At 65.6% G+C, this 25,217-nt stretch carries 21 protein-coding genes and 1 tRNA gene; all 22 read right to left on the bottom strand.

Annotated elements, in window-relative coordinates:
- Window positions 1-200 precede the first annotated feature (200 nt).
- The 22 genes from F467_RS0106035 to nuoL all read right to left on the bottom strand — a co-directional run bounded on the left by F467_RS0106035 (window position 201) and on the right by nuoL (window position 25,211).
- Window positions 201-1,403 (bottom strand): aminotransferase class I/II-fold pyridoxal phosphate-dependent enzyme, encoded by a 1,203-nt coding sequence (locus F467_RS0106035; RefSeq protein ID WP_018138251.1) that lies wholly within the window; start codon window positions 1,401-1,403, stop codon window positions 201-203.
- Window positions 1,390-2,844, bottom strand: a complete 1,455-nt coding sequence (der, locus tag F467_RS0106030) for a ribosome biogenesis GTPase Der (protein WP_012982151.1) — start codon at window positions 2,842-2,844, stop codon at window positions 1,390-1,392. The genes F467_RS0106035 and der overlap by 14 nt, the downstream gene beginning before the upstream one ends.
- A 50-nt stretch (window positions 2,845-2,894) precedes the next feature.
- Window positions 2,895-4,085 (bottom strand): outer membrane protein assembly factor BamB, encoded by a 1,191-nt coding sequence (bamB, locus tag F467_RS0106025; RefSeq protein ID WP_018138252.1) that lies wholly within the window; start codon window positions 4,083-4,085, stop codon window positions 2,895-2,897.
- A 15-nt stretch (window positions 4,086-4,100) separates the two neighbouring features.
- Complete coding sequence (locus tag F467_RS0106020; RefSeq protein WP_018138253.1) at window positions 4,101-4,715, bottom strand: tetratricopeptide repeat protein; 615 nt, start codon at window positions 4,713-4,715, stop codon at window positions 4,101-4,103.
- 43 nt (window positions 4,716-4,758) lie between these two features.
- Window positions 4,759-6,042, bottom strand: coding sequence for a histidine--tRNA ligase (gene hisS / locus F467_RS0106015; protein ID WP_018138254.1), 1,284 nt, complete (start codon window positions 6,040-6,042; stop codon window positions 4,759-4,761).
- A 57-nt stretch (window positions 6,043-6,099) separates the two neighbouring features.
- Entirely contained in the window at window positions 6,100-7,299 is a 1,200-nt protein-coding gene (locus tag F467_RS0106010) for a RodZ domain-containing protein (RefSeq protein ID WP_018138255.1), read from the bottom strand.
- Window positions 7,289-8,059, bottom strand: coding sequence for a type IV pilus biogenesis/stability protein PilW (pilW, locus tag F467_RS0106005; protein WP_018138256.1), 771 nt, complete (start codon window positions 8,057-8,059; stop codon window positions 7,289-7,291). Before pilW ends, F467_RS0106010 begins: the two co-directional genes overlap by 11 nt.
- The gene (locus F467_RS0106000) at window positions 8,059-9,192 is read right to left on the bottom strand and encodes a bifunctional tRNA (adenosine(37)-C2)-methyltransferase TrmG/ribosomal RNA large subunit methyltransferase RlmN (protein WP_018138257.1); all 1,134 of its coding nucleotides are present in this window, start codon (window positions 9,190-9,192) and stop codon (window positions 8,059-8,061) included. Before F467_RS0106000 ends, pilW begins: the two co-directional genes overlap by 1 nt.
- Window positions 9,193-9,336: 144 nt before the next feature.
- Window positions 9,337-9,768 (bottom strand): nucleoside-diphosphate kinase, encoded by a 432-nt coding sequence (ndk, locus tag F467_RS0105995; protein ID WP_018138258.1) that lies wholly within the window; start codon window positions 9,766-9,768, stop codon window positions 9,337-9,339.
- Window positions 9,769-9,924: 156 nt separating this feature from the next.
- Window positions 9,925-10,548: a class I SAM-dependent methyltransferase gene (locus F467_RS0105990; protein ID WP_018138259.1), complete on the bottom strand. Its 624-nt coding sequence runs from the start codon at window positions 10,546-10,548 to the stop codon at window positions 9,925-9,927.
- A 65-nt stretch (window positions 10,549-10,613) separates the two neighbouring features.
- Entirely contained in the window at window positions 10,614-12,701 is a 2,088-nt protein-coding gene (pnp, locus tag F467_RS0105985; protein WP_018138260.1) for a polyribonucleotide nucleotidyltransferase, read from the bottom strand.
- Between the two features lie 125 nt (window positions 12,702-12,826).
- Window positions 12,827-13,096 carry a 30S ribosomal protein S15 gene (gene rpsO / locus F467_RS0105980; RefSeq protein ID WP_012982141.1) on the bottom strand — a complete coding sequence of 90 codons (270 nt, stop codon included), beginning with the start codon at window positions 13,094-13,096 and terminating at the stop codon, window positions 12,827-12,829.
- A gap of 111 nt (window positions 13,097-13,207) precedes the next feature.
- Complete coding sequence (truB, locus tag F467_RS0105975) at window positions 13,208-14,167, bottom strand: tRNA pseudouridine(55) synthase TruB (RefSeq protein WP_018138261.1); 960 nt, start codon at window positions 14,165-14,167, stop codon at window positions 13,208-13,210.
- 18 nt (window positions 14,168-14,185) lie between these two features.
- The gene (gene rbfA, locus F467_RS0105970; RefSeq protein WP_018138262.1) at window positions 14,186-14,629 is read right to left on the bottom strand and encodes a 30S ribosome-binding factor RbfA; all 444 of its coding nucleotides are present in this window, start codon (window positions 14,627-14,629) and stop codon (window positions 14,186-14,188) included.
- Complete coding sequence (infB, locus tag F467_RS0105965; RefSeq protein ID WP_018138263.1) at window positions 14,629-17,367, bottom strand: translation initiation factor IF-2; 2,739 nt, start codon at window positions 17,365-17,367, stop codon at window positions 14,629-14,631. The genes rbfA and infB overlap by 1 nt, the downstream gene beginning before the upstream one ends.
- Window positions 17,368-17,446: 79 nt before the next feature.
- Entirely contained in the window at window positions 17,447-18,934 is a 1,488-nt protein-coding gene (gene nusA, locus F467_RS0105960) for a transcription termination factor NusA (protein ID WP_018138264.1), read from the bottom strand.
- Window positions 18,935-18,993: 59 nt separating this feature from the next.
- The gene (gene rimP, locus F467_RS0105955) at window positions 18,994-19,449 is read right to left on the bottom strand and encodes a ribosome maturation factor RimP (RefSeq protein ID WP_026182197.1); all 456 of its coding nucleotides are present in this window, start codon (window positions 19,447-19,449) and stop codon (window positions 18,994-18,996) included.
- A gap of 201 nt (window positions 19,450-19,650) precedes the next feature.
- Window positions 19,651-19,727, bottom strand: a tRNA-Met gene (locus F467_RS0105950).
- 97 nt (window positions 19,728-19,824) lie between these two features.
- The gene (locus F467_RS0105945; RefSeq protein ID WP_018138266.1) at window positions 19,825-20,169 is read right to left on the bottom strand and encodes a DUF2818 family protein; all 345 of its coding nucleotides are present in this window, start codon (window positions 20,167-20,169) and stop codon (window positions 19,825-19,827) included.
- A gap of 3 nt (window positions 20,170-20,172) precedes the next feature.
- Window positions 20,173-21,621 (bottom strand): NADH-quinone oxidoreductase subunit NuoN, encoded by a 1,449-nt coding sequence (gene nuoN / locus F467_RS0105940; protein WP_018138267.1) that lies wholly within the window; start codon window positions 21,619-21,621, stop codon window positions 20,173-20,175.
- 13 nt (window positions 21,622-21,634) lie between these two features.
- The gene (locus F467_RS0105935) at window positions 21,635-23,149 is read right to left on the bottom strand and encodes an NADH-quinone oxidoreductase subunit M (RefSeq protein ID WP_018138268.1); all 1,515 of its coding nucleotides are present in this window, start codon (window positions 23,147-23,149) and stop codon (window positions 21,635-21,637) included.
- A 52-nt stretch (window positions 23,150-23,201) separates the two neighbouring features.
- Window positions 23,202-25,211: an NADH-quinone oxidoreductase subunit L gene (gene nuoL, locus F467_RS0105930; protein ID WP_018138269.1), complete on the bottom strand. Its 2,010-nt coding sequence runs from the start codon at window positions 25,209-25,211 to the stop codon at window positions 23,202-23,204.
- Between the last annotated feature and the right edge of the window lie 6 nt (window positions 25,212-25,217).

The following is a 25,217-nucleotide window of genomic DNA, read 5'->3' as shown; positions in this document are numbered from 1 at the left end:
TAGCGAGTTTCAGCGCCGCCGGCCTGGCGCGTCCGGAGCAAGGTTCCCGGGCGAATCCCGGGCGTGTTTCTTGGGTACTTCTTTGCACGAGCAAAGAAGTAACTCGGGGTGCGCTGGCGAAACAGCGCTTGGCAGGCGGCAAGACGAAGCCACCGTAAACACCGGGTGCCGAACCAGGCCCAGCCTCAAACAGGTGAGTGTCAGGCGAGGAGCGACGCGAGGCGGTCCAGTGCTTCGCGCAGGCGTGACTCGCGCTGGGTGTAGGCGATGCGCAGGTAGCGCTGGCCAGCGCTGGGACTGAAGTCCGTGCCGGGCGTGAGGGCCACGCCTGCCTCGTCGAGGATGCGCGCGCAAAGCGCCTCGGAGTCGTCCCCGTGTGCCGTGCAGTCGGCGTAGATGTAGAACGCCCCATCGGGGCGGGCCTGAACCTCGAGGCCCAGCGCCGGCAGGGCCTCCAGCAGCACCTCACGCCGCGTCTGCAGTTCGCGCACCTGGCGTTGCAGGATCTCCTCGGTCTCGGGGGCGAAGGCCTCGACCGCGGCCGTCTGCGCCATGCTGGCCGGGGCCACGAACAGGTTCTGGGCGATCCTGCGAACCGGGTCGATCCACATCTGTGGGACCACCATCCACCCCAGCCGCCAGCCGGTCATCGCGAAGTACTTGGAAAAGCTGTTGATCACGATGACATCGGGGTGGAAGGCCGCGGCACTGCGCTGCGGCTCGTCGAACAGGATCTGGCCATAGATCTCGTCCACGATTACCAGACCGCCCCGCGCGCGCACGACGTCCACGATGGCGGCCAGACGATCGGCGGACAACCGGGTACCGGTGGGATTCGCGGGTGAACCGAGCAGGATGGCCCGGGTTCGCTCGCCCCAGGCCTGCGCTACTGCCTCGGCAGTCGGCTGGAAGGCGTGCTTGGCGGCCACCGGCAGCCCGACCGGGACCGCCCCGCGCGCCGCGACAAACTGACGGTTACAGGCATAGCCCGGGTCGGGGAGCAGCACTTCCTCACCGGGGTTCACTCCGGCGGCCAGCGCCAGCAGGATCGCGGCAGAGGCCCCCGCCGTGATCACGACGCGCTCGGGGTCGATCTCGGCCTGATGGCGACGGCGGTAGTCGGCCGCGATGGCCTCGCGCAGCTCGCGGGTACCATGCGCCGGGGTATAGCGGGTATCCCCGGCCGCCAGCGCAAGCTCCCCGGCGCGCAGCACCGCGGGGGGCGTGGGAAAGTCCGGTTCACCCACCTCCAGGTGGATGATATCGCGCCCGGCACGCTCGGCCGCCTGGGCGCGCGCCAGGATATCCATCACCCGGAAGGGCTCGACCGCTCGGCCGAACGCGGACAGCGCAGGGGCACTCGGCCCCTCCAGTGATGCCCGGCTCTGATCAGCGGCGGACATGGCGCATCATGCGCTTTCGTTTGCGCTGCTGGCGCGGCGTGAGGGTATTGCGGCGACCGGCATACGGGTTGCGGCCCGAGCGAAACTCCATGCGCAGCGGTGTACCCACCAGCCCCAGATGCTTGCGGAAGAAGTTCTCCAGGAAGCGCTTGTAGCTGCCCGGCAGGGCATCGGTCTGGTTGCCATGGATCACGATGACCGGGGGATTCTGCCCGCCCTGATGGGCGTAGCGCAGCTTGATGCGGCGACCGCTGACCAGCGGTGGAGCATGCTCGGCGACGGCACTCTCCAGCAAGCGGGTCAGCTCGGGGGTCGAGACCTTGGCGAACGCACTGGTATGGGCCTCCTGCACATCTTCGAGCAGGTGCCCCACATTGGTGCCATGCAGGGCGGAGATCAGCCGCAGCCGGGCAAAATTGACGAAGCCGAGGCGCCGATCCAGGTCGTCGCGCACGCGCTCGCGTTCCTCCGGCGCCATGCCGTCCCACTTGTTCACCGCGAGTACCAGCGCGCGTCCGGAGTCGATCACCAGGCCCAGCAGGTGAGCATCCTGCTCCGAAAGCCCGGCCTGGGCATCCATCACCAGGATCACGACATGCGCGGCCTCGATCGCCTGCAGCGTCTTGATCACGCTGAACTTCTCGATGACCTCGTGTACACGCGCCCGGCGCCGCACCCCCGCCGTATCGATCAGGGTGTAATCCTGCCCATCGCGCGAGAACGGGACAAAGATGGAATCACGAGTGGTACCGGCGACATCCGTGGCCACCACGCGCTCGTCGCCGAGGATGCGATTGACCAGCGTGGATTTGCCGACATTCGGGCGCCCGACAATGGCCACGCGGATGCCCGGCCAGTCGTCCAACGCGGCCTGCTGCGAGGCCTCGTCCAGTCCGTCCTCCGCGGCCTCCTCCGCTGCACCCTCGGCTGCTTCGGCCTCGCGCCGCTCGGCGGCCACGGCCCGCCGGACCTTCTGCATCAGGCCCTTGATGCCACGACCATGGGCTGCGGCAATCGACGTGATCTCGCCCATGCCCAGGGTATAGAACTCGGCGCTCACGGCGTCGGCATCCAGGCCGTCGGTCTTGTTCACCACGACCCGGGCCTTGACCCCGGCCGAACGCAACTGGTCGGCGATCGCCTGGTCCTGCGGCGTCAGGCCATCGCGCGCATCCACCAGGAACAGGACATGGTCCGCCTCCGCGACGGCCCGCTGGGTCTGCTCGGCCATCGCCCGGTCCATCTCGGCACCCTCGCCCGACAGACCACCGGTATCCACCACCAGGTAGGGGAAGTCGCCCACCTTGCCGATGCCGTACTGGCGATCGCGGGTCAGGCCGGCGACATCGGCCACCAGCGCATCACGCGAGCGCGTGAGCTGATTGAACAGGGTCGACTTGCCGACATTGGGTCGGCCGACCAGGGCAATGACAGGGATCATCAGGCAACGCTACCGCAACAGCTGGATCCGGGGGTACGTGCCAGCGACGCTCATTCCCCGGAGTCCAGACGCGGATTGACCGCGGTGAGCCGACCGTTGTCGGTCACCACGTAGAGGATGTCGTCCACCAGCACAGGGCGGGTCACGACCGCGCCGGAGCTCGCCCGCAGACGGGCCACGATGCGGCCGTCCTCGAGGTGGAACCAGTGCAGGTAGCCTTCGTAGTCGCCGACGATGGCGTAATCACCCACCACGACCGGGGCCGTGACGCCGCGCAGGCGCAGCTGCTCGCTCTGCCAGAGATCGGCGCCATTGCGCGGATCAAGCCCCCACAGGTGGCTCTCGGCATCGGTGACCGCGAGGACGTTCGCCTCGTTCGTCACATCCCCACCCTGATAGGACGAGAAGTCGCGGGCCCAGAAGATTTCGCCGGAATTCAGGTCGATGGCGGCCAGACGCCCCTGATAGCCGGATGCGATCGCCGCACCCTGATAGATCGGCATGTAACCGTCGACATCGACCATGCGCTCCACCTCCGAGCGGCCGGTCGGGATGCCGAGCGTCGTCTCCCACAGTACGTTGCCGCGCTCCCGCCCGAGCATTACCACACGCCCGTTATCGAAGCCGGTAAGTACGCGCCCGGCCGTCATCTGGGGCCGATGCGCACCGCGCAGGCTCAGCGAGGGCGTGGTCCGCAGCGCGGTCCACTGCGTGGCGCCGGAGGCCGCATCCAGGGCATGCACGCGACCATCGTTGGTGCGCGCAATCACAACACCCGAGGCGACGTCCGAAATCGCCACGACCTCGCTGGACAGACGCGAGCGCCAACGCTCGCCATCACCCTGCAGATCCACCGCGATAGCCTCGCCATCCAGAGTGCCGACCACCGCGATCTCGTCGCCCACACCAACACCCGCCGACACCCGGGCGTCGTCCAGGCGTACGCGCCAGCGCTGGCTCCCGGTTTCCGGATTCAGCCCGGAGACGCGGCCATCGGCATCGACCATCACCAGCATGTCGTCGACCACCCCCGGATAGACCTGCCAGAGGAAGCGCTCACCGCCGCTCCCGACCGAGCGCGACCACAGCTGCTCCGGCTGCGCCTCCGCCTCGAATTCGGGCAGATCGGCCGGGGGCTCCGTGGTATCGCGTTGCCACAGGCCACAGGCACTCAGCGACAGCATGAGCGCACCGGCAATCAGCAGGCGCACGGCGGTCTTCGTCGGGGCAGACACGGACATGGGAGGTCAGTTCCTTTAGGCCGAGAGCTCTTCGTACTTCAGGCTCAGGTATTCGGGTGTATGGCCATGGTCAAGCGCTTCGCGATAGCGCTCGCGGGCCAGGTCGCGATCCCCGCGCGCCCGCGCGAGGTCGCCTTCCAGTTCCAGGCGCAGGCCGCGAAACGCATCGCGGCGCACGTCGCCAAGGGCCGATTCGGCATCGTCATACTGCTCCGCCAGAATCATCTGCCGCGCCATGCGCAGGGTGAGCAGTTCGCGGTAACCCCGATCCGGCGCAGCATCACGCGCCGAGCGCAAGGCCTCTATGGCCGCCTCGTGGTCGCCCTCGGAGACCGCCAGGTCTGCGCGGAAGATCCAGGCCAGCGAGCGATACGGCGTACCCCGGCCCTGCTCGATCAGCTGGTCGGCCAGCTCCATCGCACGGGCGTTGTTGCCGGTCTGCGCCGCGCCCTGCATAGCGATATACATGTCGGAGGCGCCGGCCGCGCGCTCGTCCTGGTGGCCACTCCACCAGTTCCAGCCGATCAGGCCGCCAATGCCCAGCACCAGACCGGCAATGATGGCGATGGCATTATCCGACCACCATTGTTTGATGCGTTCGGCTTTTTCTTCGTCGGTGAGGTAGCTCATCGTCCTCTTGATCCTTCGGTTGCGGTACGCGCCTTGACGTTCGTCAGGCGGCGGACGCGTGCAGGGCCTGTTCCAGATGGCGCGCGAGTTCCTCGCGCGGTACGGCAGTTTGTTCGGCTCCGGGCGATCTTAACGGCTTCACCGTCACGGTGCCCGCGGCGTGTTCGTCAGTTCCGAGCACCAGGGCAAAATGGGCGCCCAGCCGATCCGCCCGTTTCATCTGCGACTTGAAGCTGCCGCCCCCGCAGTGCTGGACCAGCCGCAGCCCGGGCAGTTCGCTGCGCAGCCGCTCGGCCAGCTCCAGCGCGGGCCCCACCAGCTCGTCACCGCCCACGACCAGGTAGGCATCCGGCCCCGGCGGCTGCGGTGCATCTTCCCGGGCCTCCAGCAGCGCGACCAGGCGCTCCAGCCCCATGGCCATGCCAATGGCCGGGGTGCCACGCCCCCCCAGCTGTTCCACCAGGCCGTCATAGCGCCCGCCGGCGCAGACCGTGCCTTGCGCCCCGAGGTCGTCGGTAATCCACTCGAACACGGTGTGCGTATAGTAGTCCAGACCGCGCACCAGCCGCGGGTTATGGACGTACTCGATACCCAATGCATCCAGGTGCGCGCACAGGCTGTCGAAATGCGTGCGCGACTCGGGATCCAGGTGATCCATCAGGCTCGGCGCGTTCGCCACCACGGCGCGCGTCTCCGGGTGCTTGCTGTCGAGGATGCGCATGGGGTTGTCGTGCAGCCGCCGCAGCGCCTCCTCGTCCAGCGAATCCCGATGCTGCTCAAAGTAGGCGATCAGCTGGTCCCGGTACTGGGCGCGGCTTGCCGGCGTCCCCAACGTGTTCAGCTCGAGGCGCACATTTTCTAGGCCCAGCAGCTTCCAGAGCCGGGCGGTCATGGCAATCATCTCGGCGTCCACATCCGGGCCCTGCAGCCCGAACACCTCGACACCCACCTGGTGAAACTGCCGGTAGCGACCCTTTTGCGGGCGCTCGTGCCGGAACATCGGGCCCAAATACCAAAGGCGCTGAACCTGGTTGTGCAGCAGGCCGTGCTGGATCCCGGCGCGCACGCAGGAAGCGGTGCCCTCGGGCCGCAGGCTCAGGCTGTCGCCATTGCGGTCCTCGAAGGTATACATCTCCTTTTCGACGATGTCCGTGACATCACCGATCGAGCGCTTGAAGAGCTCCGTCGCCTCGACCACCGGCATCCGGATCTCCTGATAGCCATAGCCATCCAGAAGGCCACGCAGGCCGTCTTCCAGTTGCTGCCAGACGTGGATCGACTCGGGCAGGATGTCGTGCATCCCGCGAATGGATTTGATCGCTTTCATGTTGCCTTTGTGGACTCGGGACCGGCCTGCCCAGGGCGCGTAGCCGGCGTCGAAAGATCAGGGTTCGAGGTCGAAGCGTGCGGTGCGGTCTCCCCGGACATGGGGCTCGAAGTCAAAGGGCTCGCCATCCAGGGTCAGTTCGACGCCCCGGGCATTCCCCAGGACCACACGCCCGGGAAGCGTGAGTTCCAGTTCCTCACGGTCGCCGCTGCTCAGCACACCGGTAAACACGACCTCGTCGTCCGCATTGCGAATCTCAAGCCAGGAAGTCTCGCTGACCTCCAGCACCAGTCGGTACAGGCCGTCGCGATCGGCCTCTCCACCATTCGGTGCGGCCGCATCCTCGTCCTGGCCCTGGGCCACGGCGGCACCACCGGTCAGTAACGTCATTTCCGACACCGGGCCGGACGTCGAGGATTCGGCCGCCTCTTCAGTGGAGGTCTCGTCGGTCGCCGTGTCCTCTGCGGGCACCGGCTCGGCCAGCGTGTCCATCGCGGGTTCCGGGTCCTGTTCTGCACCAGCCTCACTGACCTCGGGATCCGTCTCCGCAGCCCTCGGCGCCTCGGGCTCGGGTTCCGCTTCCTCGATCAACGACGGCGGCGCACTCAATTCATCATCCGGCGCGCGGGCGGCGGCATCCTCGGACGGGACACTGCGATCGTCTTCCAGCCATCCCAGAGACGGGAATGACGGCGTACCGCCGCCGCGCTCGGACCACGCGTAAACCCCCAGACCCAGTAGCGCCAGCAGGAGCAGAAAGGTCAGCCAGTACGGCGCACTGGAACGCCGCCGCCTCTTGCTCCGGGCCGAGGCCGTAGCCACCGCCCGCAGCTCCGGCTCGGTCAGGCCATGGCCCTCGAAGGCGCGCAGCCAGGGATCGGCGTTCACCCCCAACTCGCGCGCACAGGCCCGCAGATAGCCCCGTACATAGGCCGGGGCCATGTGGTCAAACCGGTTCGCCTCCAGGTCTTCCAGCGTCCCGCGACCGAGGTGGATCCGGTGTGCCAGCGTGGCGGTATCCAGACCGGCGGCCTCGCGCGCGCGGCGCAGGCTATTGCCGGGCTCGCCCTCCCCACCCTCGGGGTCGGGAGGCGGGGGCTGATCCCGAGTCGTCAGCCCACTTGCAGCGGGAAACTCCGGGGCCGCATGGGGGTCATCGTCCGTGGTTCGTAACGGTTCCATCTCGGAAACGGAATCGTCGACTTCCTCGACCCGGCCCAGACCCGGCTCCTTGTCATCACGCGGCTCAGCCACCATTGCGCTCCATGTCTTCCAGGCGGACCAGCTCCATGCTGTCCGGGTACTGACGCCGCAGGCGTTCCGCGCAGTCGTTCGCCGCACGCCGGTTACCGAGCGCCAGTTCCGCCCGATAGCAGAGGAACAGCGTCTCGGAACTTTCCACACCCAGCCCTTCCAGGCGTTGCAGGAATGCCCTTGTCTGCATCGGGCGGTCGTCTTCGTAGGTCAGGCTTGCCATCTCCAGGAGGGCACGCGGGTACTGCGGGTTGATCCGCAGCGCCTCGCGCAGCTTCTCCTCGGCGCGTTCCGTCTGCCCGGCATCGGCGAAGCACACCCCGGAGTTCATCAGCGCAATCTCGCGCTGGTCGTAATCCGGATTGTCGATCGCCTTGGCAAACAGCTCCTGCGCCTCGTCAAAGGCCTCGCGCCGGCACAACAGGGCCCCAAGGCTGGTCTGCACGTAGGGGTTGCCATCGTCTCGACGCAGTGCCCGACGGTAGTGCTCTTCCGCGCGCTCATGCGCACCCCGGCGTTCGTAGACATTGGCCATGCCCAGATTGGCGAGCGGATGGTTCGGATCGAACTCCAGCGCCCGCTTCAGATTGCGCTCGGCCTGGTCGACCTCCCCCTCGCGCAGATACCCGATACCCAGCTCGGCGTTGACCTCCGCGGCCTCTGCGCGTTCTCCGGTTACCTCGCGCTCGGCCATCGCCGCGCATCCTCCGAGGGCCAGCCCCAGCAGTACCACGACGGCCGGGCGCCCCCAGCGAAGCCCCATCAAGAGGCCCTCCGCGGGCGCTCAGGCAGTTCGGCGTGCAGACGAATCATGCGCATCCCCCGGTTGGTACGGTCTTCCACCTGCCCCACCAGCTGTCCGCAGGCAGCATCGATGTCATCGCCACGCGTGCGTCGCACCGTGGTGACATAACCCGCCTTCTGCAGCTGACGCTCGAAACGCTCGATATCCGCTTCCGCAGGACGGTCGAAAGGCGCACCGGGAAACGGATTGAACGGGATCAGATTGATCTTGCCCGGGATGCCCCGCAGCACGCCGGCCAGCTGATTGGCATGTTCGGGGCGGTCATTCACGCCGGCCAGCAGCACGTATTCGAAGGTCACGCCACTGTGCGCGCCCGTCGCCTCGACATAGCGCCGGCAGCTCTCCATCAGGCGCGCGATCGGGTACTTGCGATTGATCGGGACCAGGCGGTCGCGCAGCTCGTCGTTCGGGGCATGCAGGCTGACCGCCAGGGCGACATCGGTGTCCTCGCTGAGGCGGTCCAGCGCCGGCACCAGCCCGGAGGTCGACAGCGTCACCCGCCGACGGCTGAGGCCATAGGCGTTGTCGTCGGTCATCAACTGACAGGCCGCCACAACGGCATCGTAGTTGGCCAGTGGCTCGCCCATGCCCATCAACACCACATTGCTCACCGCGCGTTGGCGGCCCTCCGGTGCCGGCAGGCGCTGCATCGCCAGCCAGACCTGGCCGATGATCTCGGCGGCCGTCAGGTTGCGGTTGAAGCCCTGCTGAGCGGTCGAACAGAAGGTACAGTCCAGCGCGCAGCCGACCTGCGAAGAGATGCACAGAGTGCCGCGTCCGGATTCGGGAATGAAGACGGTCTCGATCGCGTTGCCATCCGCCAGACGCAGCACCCATTTCACGGTGCCGTCACCGGAGGCCTTCTCCAGCGCGATCTCGGGCAGGGCGATCTCGGTTTCGCGCGCCAAGCGCTCGCGCAGATTGCGCGAAACATCCGTCATCGCGTCAAAGTCGGTGACCCCGCGCTGATGCATCCACTTGACGAGCTGAGTGGCACGAAAACGCGGCTCACCCCACTGCGCCAGCAGCTCGGTGAGCTGACTGCGGCTGTAACCCAGCAGATTCAGAGGTGTAGAGGTTTCCGCTGCCATGCTCGCGACCAGTTAAAAACACCCCCTAGTGTACTGCGCAAGGGGGATGCCTGCCTACGGGGCCCGGCGGGACCCGCGAGGGCCCCCGTAGCAGGGAGAAAAGGCGCCGCCGCGACGGGGACCGCGCCCTTTCCCGACCGGCGCTTAGCGGGTGCGCGGACAGACGCCGTCGTTGCCGAAGAAGAACTCGATCTCGCGCGCGGCGGTTTCCGCGGCGTCCGAGCCGTGGACGGCGTTCTCGTCGATGGAGGTCGCGAAGTCCGCACGGATCGTGCCCGGGGCCGCGTCCTTCGGGTTGGTCGCACCCATGATTTCACGGTTTTTTGCGATCGCGCCCTCGCCCTCGAGGACCTGCACCATCACCGGACCGGAGATCATGAACTCCACCAGATCGTTGAAAAACGGGCGCTCCTTGTGCACATCGTAGAAGCCCTCGGCCTGCTCGCGGCTCAGCTGCATCATGCGCGCGGCTACGACTTGCAGGCCGGCTTTTTCGAAACGGCTGTAGATTTCGCCGATCACATTCTTGGAAACGGCATCCGGCTTGATAATGGACAGGGTACGTTCTGCGGCCATGTTGGCTCTCCTGACTAAGGTTGAATAAACGGGGGCTATCCTGCGGCGCAAACGCGAGAACCCGCCAGACGGCGGGCTCCAGGCAGGAACAGCGTGCGGCGCGTAGTGTAGGCAAACTCGCGCCCGCATGCACGCAGGCCGAGCCCGCCGCCAGCATCAGGCGTGCGCGGGCTTGCGGAACTCCACCTGCTTCCAATATCCGAACAGGCTGGCGGGGGCCACCATCGCCGGTTCCTGACCGGTCACGTTCACGAAGTCCTCGAACTCCATGTCCGGTCGGAAGCCGACCGCGCGCGACAACGGGCGCAGACAGCGCTCGAACCCGCGCAGCAGCCACTGCCTAGATGCGAAGTGGTTGATCACCAGGATCTGCCCGCCCGGACGGCAAACGCGCCACATCTCGGCAAACAGCCGATCCGGGTTGGGCACCACGGTGGCGACATACATCGCGACCACCGCATCAAAGCTGCTGTCGGCGAACGCAAGCTGCTCGGCGTCCATCTCGCACAGGCCGGAGACCGCGGGGAGCCCACCATTCAGGCGGCCCCGTGCGACATTCAGCATCTCGCGCGAGACGTCGATCCCGACGATCTCGCAGTCGTCCGGATAGTCCGGCAGCGAGAGTCCGGTACCCACACCCACCTCGAGTATGCGCTTGCCGGACAGCGGCGCCAGGGTCTCCTGGGCGCGTTCGCGACCGGTTGCGAACACCCGCCCGAAGGTGGCGTCGTAGTGGCGGGCGTAGCGCTTGTAGCTCTTGCGGATACTGACCAGATCCATGCCGTTACGTCCCGAATACCGATGGCCGGGCACCCAAGGGTGCCCGTTGCGTGACGGAGCCCAGATCAGGCCTCGGACTCGACCGCTTTCATGCTCAGGCGGATGCGCCCCTGCTTGTCTACTTCCAGCACCTTCACGGTGACCGAGTCGCCCTCGGACAGGAAGTCCGCCACGTTCTCCACCCGCTCGTCGGAGATCTGCGAGATGTGCACCAGGCCATCACGGCCCGGCAGGATGGAGACAAACGCCCCGAAGTCCATGATCTTCGCGACCTTGCCGGTGTACTGACGGCCGACCTCGATGTCGGCGGTCAGCTCCTCGATACGGCGCTTGGCCTCGAGGCCGGCGGCCTGGTCAGTGGAGGCGACCTTGACCGTGCCATCGTCCTGGATGTCGATCGTCGCACCGGTCTCCTCGGTCAGGGCACGAATCGTCGCCCCGCCCTTGCCGATCACGTCGCGGATCTTGTCCGGGTTGATCTTCATGGTGATGAAGCGCGGCGCGTGCGAAGACATCTCCTCGCGGTGGCTCGGCAGCACCTCGTTCATGCAGCCGAGGATATGCATCCGGCCCTCGCGCGCCTGCGCCAGCGCCTGCTCCATGATCTCGCGGGTAATCCCGTCGATCTTGATGTCCATCTGCAGCGCGGTCACACCATTGGTGGTACCGGCCACCTTGAAGTCCATGTCGCCGAGGTGATCCTCGTCGCCCAAGATGTCCGACAGCACGGCGAAGCGCTCGCCTTCCTTGATCAGGCCCATCGCGATCCCCGCGACCGGGGCCTTCAGCGGCACGCCCGCATCCATCAGTGCCAGCGAGGTACCACAAACGGACGCCATGGAGCTGGACCCATTGGACTCGGTGATCTCGGAGACCACGCGCACCACATAGGGGAACTCTTCGACCTTCGGCATTACGGCCGCCACCCCACGCTTGGCCAGGCGCCCATGCCCGATCTCGCGGCGCTTGGGCGAGCCAACGAAACCGGTCTCGCCGGTGCAATAGGGCGGGAAGTTGTAGTGCAGCATGAAGCGGTCACGGCGCTCGCCCTCGATCGCATCGATCACCTGGGCGTCGCGATCCGTGCCCAGCGTGGCCACGACCAGCGCCTGAGTCTCGCCGCGGGTAAACACCGCCGAGCCGTGCGTACGCGGAAGCACGCTGGTCTGGACGCCGATCGGGCGTACGGTCTTGTTGTCGCGTCCGTCGATACGCGGATTGCCATCCAGAATGCGGTCGCGCACCAGGCGGTACTCGAGATCGTGGAATGCCGTCTTCACGTCTTCCGCGCTCGGCCCGGACTCGTCTTCACTGGCGATCGCGTCGACGGCCTGGCTGCGCAGCTCGCTAATGCGCTGGGTACGCGCCTGCTTCTCGGCGATCTGATAGGCCTCGACGAGGTCGTTGCCCACGGCCTCCTTGACGCGGTCTTCCAGCGACGCCTCGGACGGCGGTGCCTGCCAGTCCCAGGCCGGCTTCCCGGCCTCGGCCGCCAGTTCCTTGATCGCCTGGATCGCGGCCTGCATCTGCTCGTGGCCGAACATCACCGCGCCCAGCATCGCCTCCTCGGAGAGCTCGCTGGCCTCCGATTCGACCATCAACACGGCATGCTCCGTGCCCGCCACGACCAGGTCGAGATCGGAGTCTTCCAGGGCGCTGTAGGTCGGGTTCAGCAGGTACTCACCGGCACGATAGCCGACGCGCGCGGCCCCGATCGGTCCCGCGAACGGGACACCGGACAGCGCCAGCGCGGCGGAGGCGCCCAGCAGGGCGGGGATATCGGGATCGACTTCGGGGTTGATCGACATGACCGTGGCCACGATCTGGGTCTCGTTCTTGAAACCCTCGGGGAACAACGGGCGGATCGGACGATCAATCAGGCGCGAGGTCAGCGTTTCCTTTTCGTTCGGACGCCCTTCGCGCTTGAAGAAACCACCCGGGATCTTGCCGGCGGCGTAGGTCCGTTCCTGATAATTCACGGTCAGCGGGAAGAAGTCGCGACCTGGCTCGGCCTCCTTGCGCGCGACGGCGGTCACCAGGACCACGGTCTCGGCCATGTTGACGAGGACGGCGCCACTGGCCTGGCGGGCGATGTCACCGGTCTCGAAGGTGACGGTATGGTTTCCGTACTGGAACGACTTCTTGTGTGCCACGTTATATCCCGTTTCCCGTAATGCGTGCATCGGTCTTGCTTGCGATGGGCCGACCAGCGCCCCTGCGCGGCCGCCCCTGAAACTGAACGGGCCCGCACCAGTGGCGCGGGCCCGTTGTGCCTGCCTTAGCGGCGCAGGCCAAGCTCCTGAACCAGGGCCTGATAGCGGTCCTGGTCATTACGCTTGAGATAGGTCAGCAGCTTGCGCCGCTGGCTGACCATCTTCAGCAGCCCGCGACGCGAGTGGTGGTCCTGCTTGTGCTTTTCAAAATGCCCCATCAGATGCTGGATGCGGGCCGTGAGCAGCGCGACCTGGACTTCCGGCGAACCGGTGTCGTTGGCATCGCGCTTGTGCTTCTCGACGATGGCCGATTTTTCTTCGGTAGTGAGCGACATGAAAACCTGACTCCTGAGATTACTTGACCGTTAATCGACCAGTGGCGCTGGCGATAGGCGCGCAATGTTAGCACGACGTACCGGCCTTGAATAGAAAGAACCGCGGCGTCGTCAGGACGCCGCGACAAACAGGCGGCGGGGCCGCACCCGGCCGTCCGGTTCGCGCGACCCCACCGCCAGAAAGCCGCCCTCGGCGTCATACACCCGCACCAGCGGCCAGCCAGTTTCGGCCTCGGCCGGCGCGCCTTCTGCACCCGGGGTCTGGGACTCGATCGCCTCGGCACCCGCTGCGTGGCCATGGCGCATGGCCGCGCTGGCCTGTGCATTGAGGGAAACCGAGGGCCAGTGCCCTAGCGCCGTTTCCGGGGCCTGCAGCATAGCCTCGATCGCGGCCGCACCACCCGCTTCGAATGCGGCCTCCACCTGCTCCATCGTTACCATCGCGGCGGCCTCGAATGGGCCGTGCCCGATGCGCCGCAGGCTGTCGACCGCCGCCCCGCAACCCAGCGCATGCCCGATGTCGGCCACCAGGGAGCGTACATAGGTGCCCTTGCTGCAGCGCACATCGATGCGCAGCCGCTCGGGCGCGATGGCTTCGATCGACAGGGCATGGATCTTCACGGGCCGCGGCGGGCGCTCGACCTCCACGCCCCGGCGCGCCAGCTCATAGAGCCGCTTGCCATCGTGCTTGAGGGCCGAGACCATCGGCGGCACCTGCTCCTGCGCCCCGCTGAACCGCCGCTCCAGCGCCCGCAGCTGCTCCGGCTCGATGGCCGGCACCGGCGCCTCGCGGATGACCGCGCCATCGAGATCCGCACTATCGGTCTCGACCCCCAGCTGCGCCTCCGCGATGTAGTGCTTGTCGGCGTCCAGCAGCCAGCCCGAGACCTTGGTCGCCTGACCGAAACACAACGGCAAAAGGCCGGTCGCACGCGGGTCCAACGCCCCGGTATGACCGGCCTTCTTGGCCTGCAACAGGTACTTCACGCGCCCCAGGATCTGGGTAGAACTCGGCCCGCGGGGCTTGTCCAGCAGCAGAATACCGTCGACCTCGCGACGTGCGCGCGCCATCAAGGAAACCGGCCGGGATCAGGCCTCGCGGCCCGGGTCCTTCGGGTCCTCGGACCCACCATTGTCACCGCTGTCGCCCCCATCCGAATCGGCATGATGCGCGCGATCCTCGGCCAGGGCCTGATCGATCAGAGAAGACATACGAGCCCCGCGCTCCGGCGTGTCGTCGTAGACAAACCGCAACTGGGGCACGCTACGCAGCCGCATCCGCTGACCGAGCGCACGGCGCAGGAATCCTGCCGCGTGATTCAGTCCCTGCTGTGCCTCGCGGCCTTTCTCCTCGCCACCCAGCTGGGTAAAGAACACCTTGGCATGGGCGAGATCCCGCGAGACCTCGACATCCGCCAGCGTAATCATCCCCACGCGCGGGTCCTTGACCTCCAGACGGATCAGTTCCGCCAGCTCGCGCTGGATCTGGTCACCGACCCGATCGGAACGATGGAAGTCGCGATTCCCGGGCATCAGAGGCTCCGAGCCACCTCGACGCGCTGGAAGACCTCGATCTGGTCACCGGCCTTCACGTCGTTGTAGTTCTTCACCGCGATACCGCACTCGGTACCGGCCTTGACCTCGTTCACGTCATCCTTGAAGCGACGCAGGCTCTCGAGTTCGCCTTCGTAGATCACCACGTTGTCGCGCAGCACGCGGATCGGGTTGCCCCGCTTGACCGCACCCTCGACCACGAGACAGCCGGCGACCTGGCCAAAGCCGGAGGCCTTGAACACATCGCGCACCTCGGCGAGGCCCACGACCTCTTCGCGGATCTCGGCCGACAGCAGACCCGACAGCGCCTGCTTCACGTCGTCGATCGCCTCGTAGATCACCGAGTAATAACGCACGTCGATCTCGTTCTCGGCGGCCAGGCGCTTGGCGCCCGCATCGGCACGCACGTTGAACGCGATCACGATCGCCTCGGAGGCCATCGCCAGGTTGAGGTCGGACTCGGAGATCCCGCCGACACCGGCGGAGACCACCTTCACGCGCACCTCGTCGGTGGACAGCTTGATCAGCGACTCTCGCAGGGCCTCGGCCGAGCCCTGAACATCCGCCTTGATCAGGATGTTCACGGTCGCGATCTCGCCTTCCTGCATCTGGTTGAAGATGTTCTCCAGCTTGGCTGCCTGCTGCGCGGCCAGCTTGCGTTCGCGCTGTTTGGCGTCGCGGTGCTCGGCGACCTCGCGGGCGGTCTTGTCGTCCGCAACCACCAGAACCTCGTCCCCGGCCTCCGGCACACCGGACAGACCCAGGACCTCGACCGGCATGGACGGACCGATCTCCTTCACCGACTTTCCGGTGTCGTCGAACATTGCCCGCACGCGACCGTATTCCTTGCCCGAGAGCAGGATATCGCCATGCTTCAGCTTGCCGGACTGGACCAGGATGGTCGCCACCGGGCCACGCCCCTTGTCCAGGCGCGACTCGATCACCACGCCCCGCGCAGGGCCCTCGGCCGGGGCCTTCAGTTCCATCACCTCGGCCTGCAGGCCCAGGGCCTCCAGCAGCTGGTCGATGCCCTCGCCGGTATGCGCCGAGACGTTGATGAACTGCGTATCGCCACCCCAGGCCTCGGGGATCACTTCGTGCTGGGCGAGATCGTTCATCACGCGCTCGGGTTCGGCCTCCGGCTTGTCGATCTTGTTCACCGCGACCACGATCGGGACGCCCGCCGCCTTCGCGTGCTGGATCGCCTCGAGCGTCTGCGGCATTACGCCGTCATCCGCTGCCACTACCAGGATCACGATGTCGGTGGATTGCGCGCCACGGGCACGCATCGCGGTAAACGCGGCATGCCCCGGGGTATCCAGGAAGGTCACGCCGTCGTGGCCATTGTCCACGTGGTAGGCACCGATGTGCTGGGTAATACCCCCAGCCTCGCCCGAGGCGACCTTCTCCTTCCGGATGTAGTCCAGCAAAGACGTCTTGCCGTGGTCGACGTGACCCATCACGGTGACGACCGGCGGGCGCGCCTTGGCCTCCGCCGTCTGCTCCAGACCGGTGTCGATCTCGTCCTCGACCGAGGTCTCCTTCGCCGCGACCGGCGTGTGGCCCATCTCCTCGACCACCAGCATCGCAGTGTCCTGGTCAATGGACTGGTTGATGGTCGCCATCACGCCCATACCCATCAGGGCCTTGATCAGCTGTGGCGCCTTGATCGCCATCGCCTGGGCCAGTTCGGAGACCGTGATCGTCTCCGGCACCTCGACCTCGCGGACAACCGGCGCGGTCGGCTTGGCAAAACCATGCTTGCTCGCAACGGCCTGCGCGGCGGCGGACTGCGCCTTGCGGCCCTCGCCCTTCTTGCGCCGACCACGACGATCCCCAGCGACATGCAGCTCTTTGCGGTCGTCCTTGCGCGTCTTGCGACCCTTGCCGGCGCCGGCCGCGGTCTTGCCGGCTTCGGCCTCGGCGGTGGCCTGACGCTGGGCCGCCTCGCGCTCGAGGCGTGCCTGTTCTTCTTTCTCGCGCTTGGCCTCCTGAGCCTCCAGTTCCTTCTGGCGGCGCTTCTGGCGTTCGCCACGCTCGACCTCTTCCTGCTTGCGCGCCTCCAGCGCCTTGCGCTGGGCATCGCGTTCGGCCTCGACCTGCAAGGCAAGCTGTTCGGTCCGGCTCAGCGGGCGCTTCGGCTTAGCCGGGGTCGGCTCGGGTTCGGGTTCGGGCTCAGCCTCGGGTTCCGGTGCTTCGGCCTCTTCGCTGGCCTCAGCCTCAACCGGTTCTTCCGCAGCAGCCTCGACTTCAGGGGCGGCGGGCTCCTCGACCTCGACTTCCTCCGGCTTGGGCTCCTCGGCCACCGGCTCAGCCGGGACTTCCTTCGGAGTCGGGGTCGGTTCGGCGGTCGGCTCCGGGGTCGGCACAGCTTCGACCTCGACCGGGGCTTCGGTCGGGGCCTCGACGGGCTCCTCGGCTGGCTTGCGCTTGATCGTGCGCTTCTTTCGCACCTCAACATTGACCGTCTTGGAGCGTCCGGGCCCGGAGCTCACCTTCAGGGTCTGGGCCTGGGCGCGCCGTTTGAGCGTCACGCGGCCACCCTCACTCTCCCCGTGCGACTGCCGGAGGTGATCGAGCAGCTTGCGCTTCTCGGCATCGGTGATGGCCGCTTCCGGGCCATCCACCTCGACGCCCGCCTCCTTGAGCTGCTCCATGAGGCGGTCTACCGGCTTCCCAACCGATTCCGCGAATTGCTGCACTGTCATTTGCGCCATGGCGCCTTACCTCCATTCCATATTCTTTTCAGGCCAGCCGACGGCCTGTCACACGGGCTTCGCGATTCTTCGTCCGGGGTTATTCCCCGGTTTCAAACCACGGGGCGCGCGCCGTCATAATCAGCTCGGACGCCTCTTCCGTGCTCAATCCGGTCATTTCGACCACGTCGTCGGCTGCCTGCTCCGCGAGGTCCTCCATGGTGCAGACACCATGCGAGGCCAGCTTGTTGGCCACGCCCTGGGTCATGCCGTCCATGTTCAGCAGGTCCTGCGCGGGCTGGTAGTTCTCGCCGCCCGCGATCGCTCGGGTCAGCAGGGCGTCGCTGGCGCGGCTGCGCAGCTCGCCCACGATGTCCTCGTCGAACTCCTCGATCGCCAGCAGTTCGGCCTCGTCGACATACGCCACCTCGTCCAGCGTGCTGAAGCCCTCCTGCACCAGGATGCCGGCCACTTCCTCATCCACATCCAGCGCCTCCATAAAGAAGGTCACTAGCTGCTGGGCCTCGGCCTCGCTCTTCTCGGCCGCCTGCTCCTCGGTCATTACGTTCAGCTCCCAGCCAGTCAGCTGGGAGGCCAGGCGGATATTCTGTCCGCCACGGCCGATGGCCAGGGAGAGTTTGTCTTCTTCGACCGCAATGTCCATCGACTGCTTGTCCTCGTCCACCACGATCGACAGGACCTCGGCCGGGGACATCGCGTTGATCACGAACTGAGCCGGATTCTCGTCCCAGACGATGATGTCGATGCGCTCGCCGGCCAACTCGTTGGACACCGACTGCACACGCGAACCGCGCATGCCGACGCAGGCGCCGACCGGATCCAGACGCGGGTCGTTGGAGCGCACGGCGATCTTCGCACGCTGGCCCGGGTCACGCGCCGCGCCCATGATGTCGATGATCTCCTGCCCAACCTCCGGCACCTCAAGCTTGAACAGCTCGATCAGGAACTCCGGCGCGCTCCGGCTCAGGATCAACTGCGGCCCGCGCGCGTCGGGACGGATCTCCTTGAGATAGCCGCGCAGGCGGTCATTGGTGCGCACGGTCTCGCGCGGAATCATGTGTTCGCGCGGGATCAGGGCCTCGGCGTTGTTGCCGAGATCGACGTAAGTGCCGTTGCGGTCGGTGCGCTTGACGATACCCATTACCAGCGTACCCACGCGGTCCTGGTACTCCTCGACCACCTTGGCGCGCTCGGCCTCGCGCACCTTTTGCACGATCACCTGCTTCGCGGTCTGCGCGGCGATACGGCCGAAATCCACGGCCTCCACCGGCTCCTCGATCACGTCACCGACCTGCGCATCGGGGTTCTTCTGCTGCGCATACGAAAGGAGGATCTGGTACTCCGGTGATTCGAACTCGGGGTCCTCGTCATCGACCACGGTCCAGCGACGGAACGCGTCGTAGTCACCTTCCTCACGGTCGATGCTCACGCGCACGTCCATTTTGCCACCGTGATACTTGCGGGTCGCCATGGCCAATGCCGATTCCAGGGCATCGAAAATAATGTCTTTGTCGACACCCTTCTCGTTCGCCACGGCATCCGCGACCAGCAGGATCTCCTTGTTCATCTCTTGTCTCTCCGCACCTCGGCGGTTACCCGCCGATTCAACAAAAACCGCGCGCCGGTCTACAGCTGTTCCAGGACCCGCGCATTGTGGATAGCGTTCAACGGCAGTTCGTAGCCCGTGCCGTCGACCTCGACTTCGATCATTTCCTCGTCCACGCCGATCAGCGTGCCGCGGTAATTCCGCCGCCCGTGCTCCGGCCAACTCAACCGCACCTTCACCGGGTGTCCGATATATCCCCGGTACTGGTCGGGCGTGAACAGCGGCCGCTCGATACCCGGACTGGAGACCTCCAGGGTGTAGTTGCCGCGCAGCGCCTGTTCCACCTCGAGCACGGCACCGGCCTGGTCGCTCACCAGCGCGCAGTCATCCACCGTGACCCCCTCGGGGCTGTCGATGTAGATGCGCAGCATCACGGGCTTGGAACCGGGGTGGTACTCCAATCCCCAGAACACAAACCCCTGCCCCTCGACCACCGGGGCCAGCAGCGCCTTCAATTGTTCGGGCTTTTCCGCCACCTGACTCCACTCGGAACGATTCACGAACCGGCCCTTTCCAGGGCCCGGAAACAAAAAAAGGGCGATAAACGCCCCTCGAACACCTCAGCGATGAGCGCAGCCAGTCAGACTGACTGCTTGGCGCGCGGGAGCGCAGCCCGGCAAGACCGCCACAACGGACCTGCCTAACAAAAAGGCCCCATATGGGGCCTCTCTGAAAAATGGTAGCGGGGGCAGGATTTGAACCTGCGACCTTCGGGTTATGAGCCCGACGAGCTGCCAGACTGCTCCACCCCGCATCCGAGACGCGAAACTATAACAAAGCGGGTTGGGGGCTGCAAGGAAAAGAGCGAGATTTTTCCTGATTCCAAGCCCCCTCGCACCCGGCCGTACCCCTTACCGCGAACGGTGCGCGCGAGTCCGCAGATGCTGCCGGAGATCGTAGCGCCAGATGTATCCGGGCAGCGCGAACACCGCGAACAACGACAGGGTGATCACGTAGAACTCCCAACCCTGCGTGTGGATGCCTCCAGTCGCCTGAAACTCCAGGCCCTTGCCGATCAGTCCCACCAGCAGATAAAGCCCGACCCATTCGAAGATACGGGTCCAGGGGCCCTTCACACCACTGGCCGGCAGGACCATCAGGCCGATGCGTTCGGTCAGCCAGGGCAGGTTTGCCGAAATAAAGGCAACGACGACAAAACCCCAGACCAGAACTTCAAATGGAATCCACTGTGTCACGACTTAGCCCATGATTGCGTAGTGGGTGACAGACAACAGCAGCCCCGGAAAAATTCCAAGAAGCAGTACCGCCAATCCGTTAATGCTGAGCGCGGTGGCCAGCGCCCCCGAGGGCTGCACCGGCTCTTGCGCGTCTTCGCGGGGGTCGTCGAAGAACATCATCTTGACCACGCGCAGGTAGTAGAAGGCCCCAATGATCGAGAAGATCACGGCGACAATCGCCAGCCAGACCAGATCCGCGCCCACCGCGGCCTGGATCACCGCCAGCTTGGCGTAGAAGCCGACTGTCGGCGGCACCCCGGCCATCGAAAACAGCAGCAGCAGCATGATGAACGCGAACCACGGGTTGCGCTTGGCCAGGCCCTTGAAGTCATCGATCTGGTCCGCCTCATAGCCCTTGCGCGACAGGAACACGATCATGCCGAAGCCACCGGCCGCGGTGATCGCATAGACGATCACATAGAACATCGCCGAGGCGTAGCCGCTGTCAGTCCCGGCCAGGATGCCCATGAACACGAAGCCGACATGGGCGATGGTCGAGTAGGCCAGCATGCGCTTGATGCTGGTCTGCGCGATCGCGATCACGTTGCCCACCGCCAGCGACAGCACGGCCAGGATCACGAACATGCCCTGCCAGTCGGCATGCATCGGGCCCATACCCTCCACCAGCAGGCGCATCAGGAAGGCGAACGCGGCGATCTTCGGCGCCGTGGCGATGAACAGCGTCACCGCGGTCGGGGCACCGTCGTAGACATCCGGCACCCACATGTGGAACGGCACCGCCCCCAGCTTGAACGCGATCGCGACCACCAGGAACACCAGACCGAAGACCAGCGGGATGTTCAGGCTCTCGTCCGCCGCCGTCAGCTCAGCGGCAATGACCGCGATATCCAGCGAGCCGGTCATGCCGTAGATCATCGACATGCCGTAGAGCAGCAGACCGGAGGCCAGCGCGCCCAGCACGAAGTACTTCATCGCCGCCTCGGTCGCGCGGGTGTTGTCGCGCCAGAACGCGACCAGTGCATAGGACGACAGCGACAGTAGCTCCAGCCCCAGGTACAGCGTCAGCAGGTTGTGCCCGGAGATCATGATCATCATCCCGAGCACCGCGAACAGGCCCAGGATGTAGAACTCACCCTTGTGGATCCCGCGCTCCATCAGGTACGGACGCGCATACAGGAACACCAGGAAGCTGGTCACGTAGACCGCGACTTTCAGGACGTCCGCCATCGGGTCCTTCACGAAGGTATCCGAGAAGGTCAGCACCGTCTCCGGACCCATCATCCACAGGGTCAGGCCGGCAGCCGCGACCAGGGTCGCCTGCACCAGGCCGTAGGTGATGTCGCGCCGCGAATCCGGCAGGAACGCGTCGATCACCAGGATCAGGCACGCCATCCCGAGCACGAACATCTCGGGCACGGCGGGGAGGAAGTTGGGGATCTCGAAAGTCATGTCAGGCGTCCGTTCAGAGCTTCGAGTGCGCGATATGCGCCACGAGGTGGTCGATGGTCGCGTTCATCACATCCAGCAGCGGCGCCGGCCACACACCCAGCAGCAGGGTGAAGAAGGCCAGCACGCCCATCAGGAAGAACTCGCGGCGGTTCATGTCGGAGAGACCGGCCACGTTGTCGTTGGCCACCGCGCCAAAGATCACGCGCTTGACCAGCCACAGGGTATAGCCGGCGGCCAGGATCAGCGTGGTCGCAGCGAGGAAGGCAATCCAGAAGTCCGCCTTGAACGCGGCCAGGATGACCATGAACTCGCCCACGAACCCGGACGTACCCGGCAGGCCGGTATTGGCCATCGCGAACAGCACGAAGAACGCGGCGAACCAGGGCATGGTGTTCACCACACCGCCGTAGTCCGAGATCTGTCGGCTGTGCAGACGGTCGTACAGAACGCCCACCGCGAGGAACATCGCCGCGGAGATAAAGCCGTGCGAGATCATCTGCACCATGCCGCCGGCAATACCCAGCGAGGCCCCTTCCCAGTCACCGGTGTTGCGGTAGATGTAGAAGGCGAGGAAGAAGCCCAGGGTCACAAAGCCCATGTGCGCGATCGACGAATAGGCGATCAGCTTCTTCATGTCGCTCTGAATCAGCGCCACCAGGCCGATGTAGACGATCGCGATCAGCGACAGCACGATCATCAGCGTATCCAGCACCGCCGAGGCATCCGGCGTGATCGGCAACGAGAAGCGCAGGAAGCCGTAGCCCCCAATCTTCAGCATGATCGCCGCCAGGATCACCGAGCCGCCGGTGGGCGCTTCCACATGCGCATCCGGCAGCCAGGTATGCACCGGGAACATCGGGATCTTCACCGCGAACGCCATAAAGAACGCGAGGAAGATCAGTATCTGCGCGGTCATGCCGATCTGCAGGGCATGGAAGTCCTGGATCAGGAAGCTGCCGGACTGGATGTACATCCAGATCAGCGCAACCAGCATGAACACCGAGCCCAGGAAGGTATAGAGGAAGAACTTGATGGTCGCATAGACGCGCCGCGGCCCGCCCCAGATCCCGATCACCAGGAACATCGGGATCAGCATCGCCTCGAAGAACACGTAGAACAACACCGCATCCATCGCCGCGAACATGCCGATCATCAGGCCTTCCATCACCAGCATGGCCGACATGTAGTAGGCGATCCGGTCCTTCACCGACTCCCAGGCCGCAACGATCACGATCACGGTGATCAGTGTGGTCAGCAGAATCAACGGCATGGAGATGCCGTCCACCCCGAGGTGGTAGTTCACGTTGAACGCCGGGATCCACGAGGCCAGTTCCTGGAACTGCATCTCCGCGGTGCCACGCTCGAACGTGAACCACAGCGGCAAACTGGCCACAAAGGTCGCCACGGCCACCGCGAGCCCGAGCCGCCGCGCCACATGGGGCGCGTCGCGCCCGGCGGCAAGCACCAGGAAGCCGCCGAGAATCGGCAGCCAGATCAACAGACTCAAGATAGGCCAGTCAGCAAACATGGTCGTTCCTTGAAACAGCGATGGGCTTCGAGCGCATGGGTGTCGAAGCCGCTCAGATCACGAAGGCGAACATCAGGACCAGCAGGCCGATGATCATCACGAACGCGTAGTGGTAGAGGAAGCCGGACTGCATGTGGCGGATGCGCGCCGAAATCCAGCCGACCGAGCGCGCGGTACCATTGACCAGCAGCCCGTCGATGATCAGAGCATCACCGTAGCGCCACAGCGCACGCCCCAGGCGGACGCTGCCGCCGGCGAAGAACCAGTCATTGAAGCGGTCGAAGCCGTACTTGTCCTCGAGGATGCGCACGCCCAGCTTCAGCCGTTCGGCGATCACGCCCGGCAGTTCGGGCCGCTTCATGTACAGGTACCAGGCCGTGCCCAGACCCGCCATCGCGAGCCAGAACGCGGGCAGCATCAGCCCATGCAGCACAAAGCCGATCACGCCGGTGTAGGTCTCGCCCTTGGTCGCCAGCACGTCCTGCTCCGGCAGCACGAACAGGCTGTCGGCAAAGAAGTCGCCGAACAGCATCGGGCCGATGAAGTAGCCGGCCACCACCGACGGGATCGCCAGCAGGACCAGCGGCAGAGTGACTACCCACGGCGATTCCTTCGGCTGCAGCGGGCCGTGGTGATGATCATCGCCGTGTTCGTCGTCGTGGTCATCGCCATGGTCGGGCATGTACTTGTGCGCCTGGTCATAGCGCTCCTCGCCATGGAACACCATGAAGAACATGCGGAAGGTGTACAACGCGGTCACGAACACCCCGGCCAGCACCAGCCAGTAGGCAAACGTCGCCCCCGGGATCTGCGAGTAGCCGACCGCCTCGATGATCGCGTCCTTGGAGAAGAACCCGGAGAAGAACGGGAACCCGATCAGCGCCAGCGAGCCGATCAGCGCGGTCACGTAGGTGATCGGCATGTGCCGGCGCAGCCCACCCATCGCGCGCATGTCCTGCAGGTGGTGCATCGCGATGATCACCGAGCCCGCGGCCAGGAACAGCAGCGCCTTGAAGAAGGCATGCGTCATCAGGTGGAACAGGCCGGCGGCGTAGGCGGAGGCGCCCAGCGCCACGGTCATGTAGCCCAGCTGCGACAGCGTCGAATACGCCACCACCCGCTTGATGTCGTTCTGGACGAGCCCGATCAGGCCCATGAAGAACGCGGTGATCGCCCCGATGATCAGGATGAACGACAGCGCCGGGACGGAGAACTCGTACAGCGGCGACATGCGCGCCACCATGAAAATACCCGCGGTCACCATGGTCGCCGCGTGGATCAGCGCGGAGATCGGGGTCGGGCCTTCCATCGAGTCCGGCAGCCAGACATGCAGCGGCACCTGGGCGGATTTACCCATCGCACCGATGAACAGGAAGATCAGCGCCAGATCCAGCAGGCCGAAGGTCCAGCCCGGCCAGATGGTGATGGTCGCCTCGCTCATCGACTGACCTTCGGCGAACACATCGGCGTAGTTCAGGCTGCCGGTGTAGAACACCAGCGCGGCGATCCCGATCAGGAACCCGAAGTCCCCCACCCGGTTGACGATGAACGCCTTCATGTTCGCGTAGATCGCGGTCGGCCGCTTGTACCAGAAGCCGATCAGCAGGTAGGAGACCAGGCCCACGGCCTCCCAGCCAAAGAACAGCTGCATGAAGTTGTTCGCCATCACCAGCATCAGCATCGAGAAGGTGAACAGCGAGATGTAGGCGAAGAAGCGCTGGTAGCCCGGATCGTCCTTCATGTAGCCGATGGTGTAGATGTGCACCATCAGCGAGACGAAGGTGACGACCAGCATCATCATCGCGGTCAGGTTGTCGACCAGGAACCCGACCTCGAACTGGATGCCGTCGGAGACCATCCAGGTGTAGACGGTTTCGTTGTAGACCCCGGCGTCACCGAACACGTGGGCCCAGAAGACCACCACCGACAGGATGAACGAGATCGACACCCCGAGGATGGTGACGCTGTGCGCCCCGGTGCGGCCGATCTGACGCCCGAACAGGCCGGCGATGATCGCGCCGAACAGCGGCGCCAGGACGATAAGTAGATAGATCGTATCCATGGCCCG

Source organism: Thioalkalivibrio sp. ALJ12 (assembly GCF_000378305.1).
In the GTDB taxonomy this organism is placed as follows: Bacteria; Pseudomonadota; Gammaproteobacteria; order Ectothiorhodospirales; family Ectothiorhodospiraceae; genus Thioalkalivibrio.
Note: the sequence above shows the minus strand (reverse complement) of the source record. Positions and strands in the feature narration are given on the sequence as shown.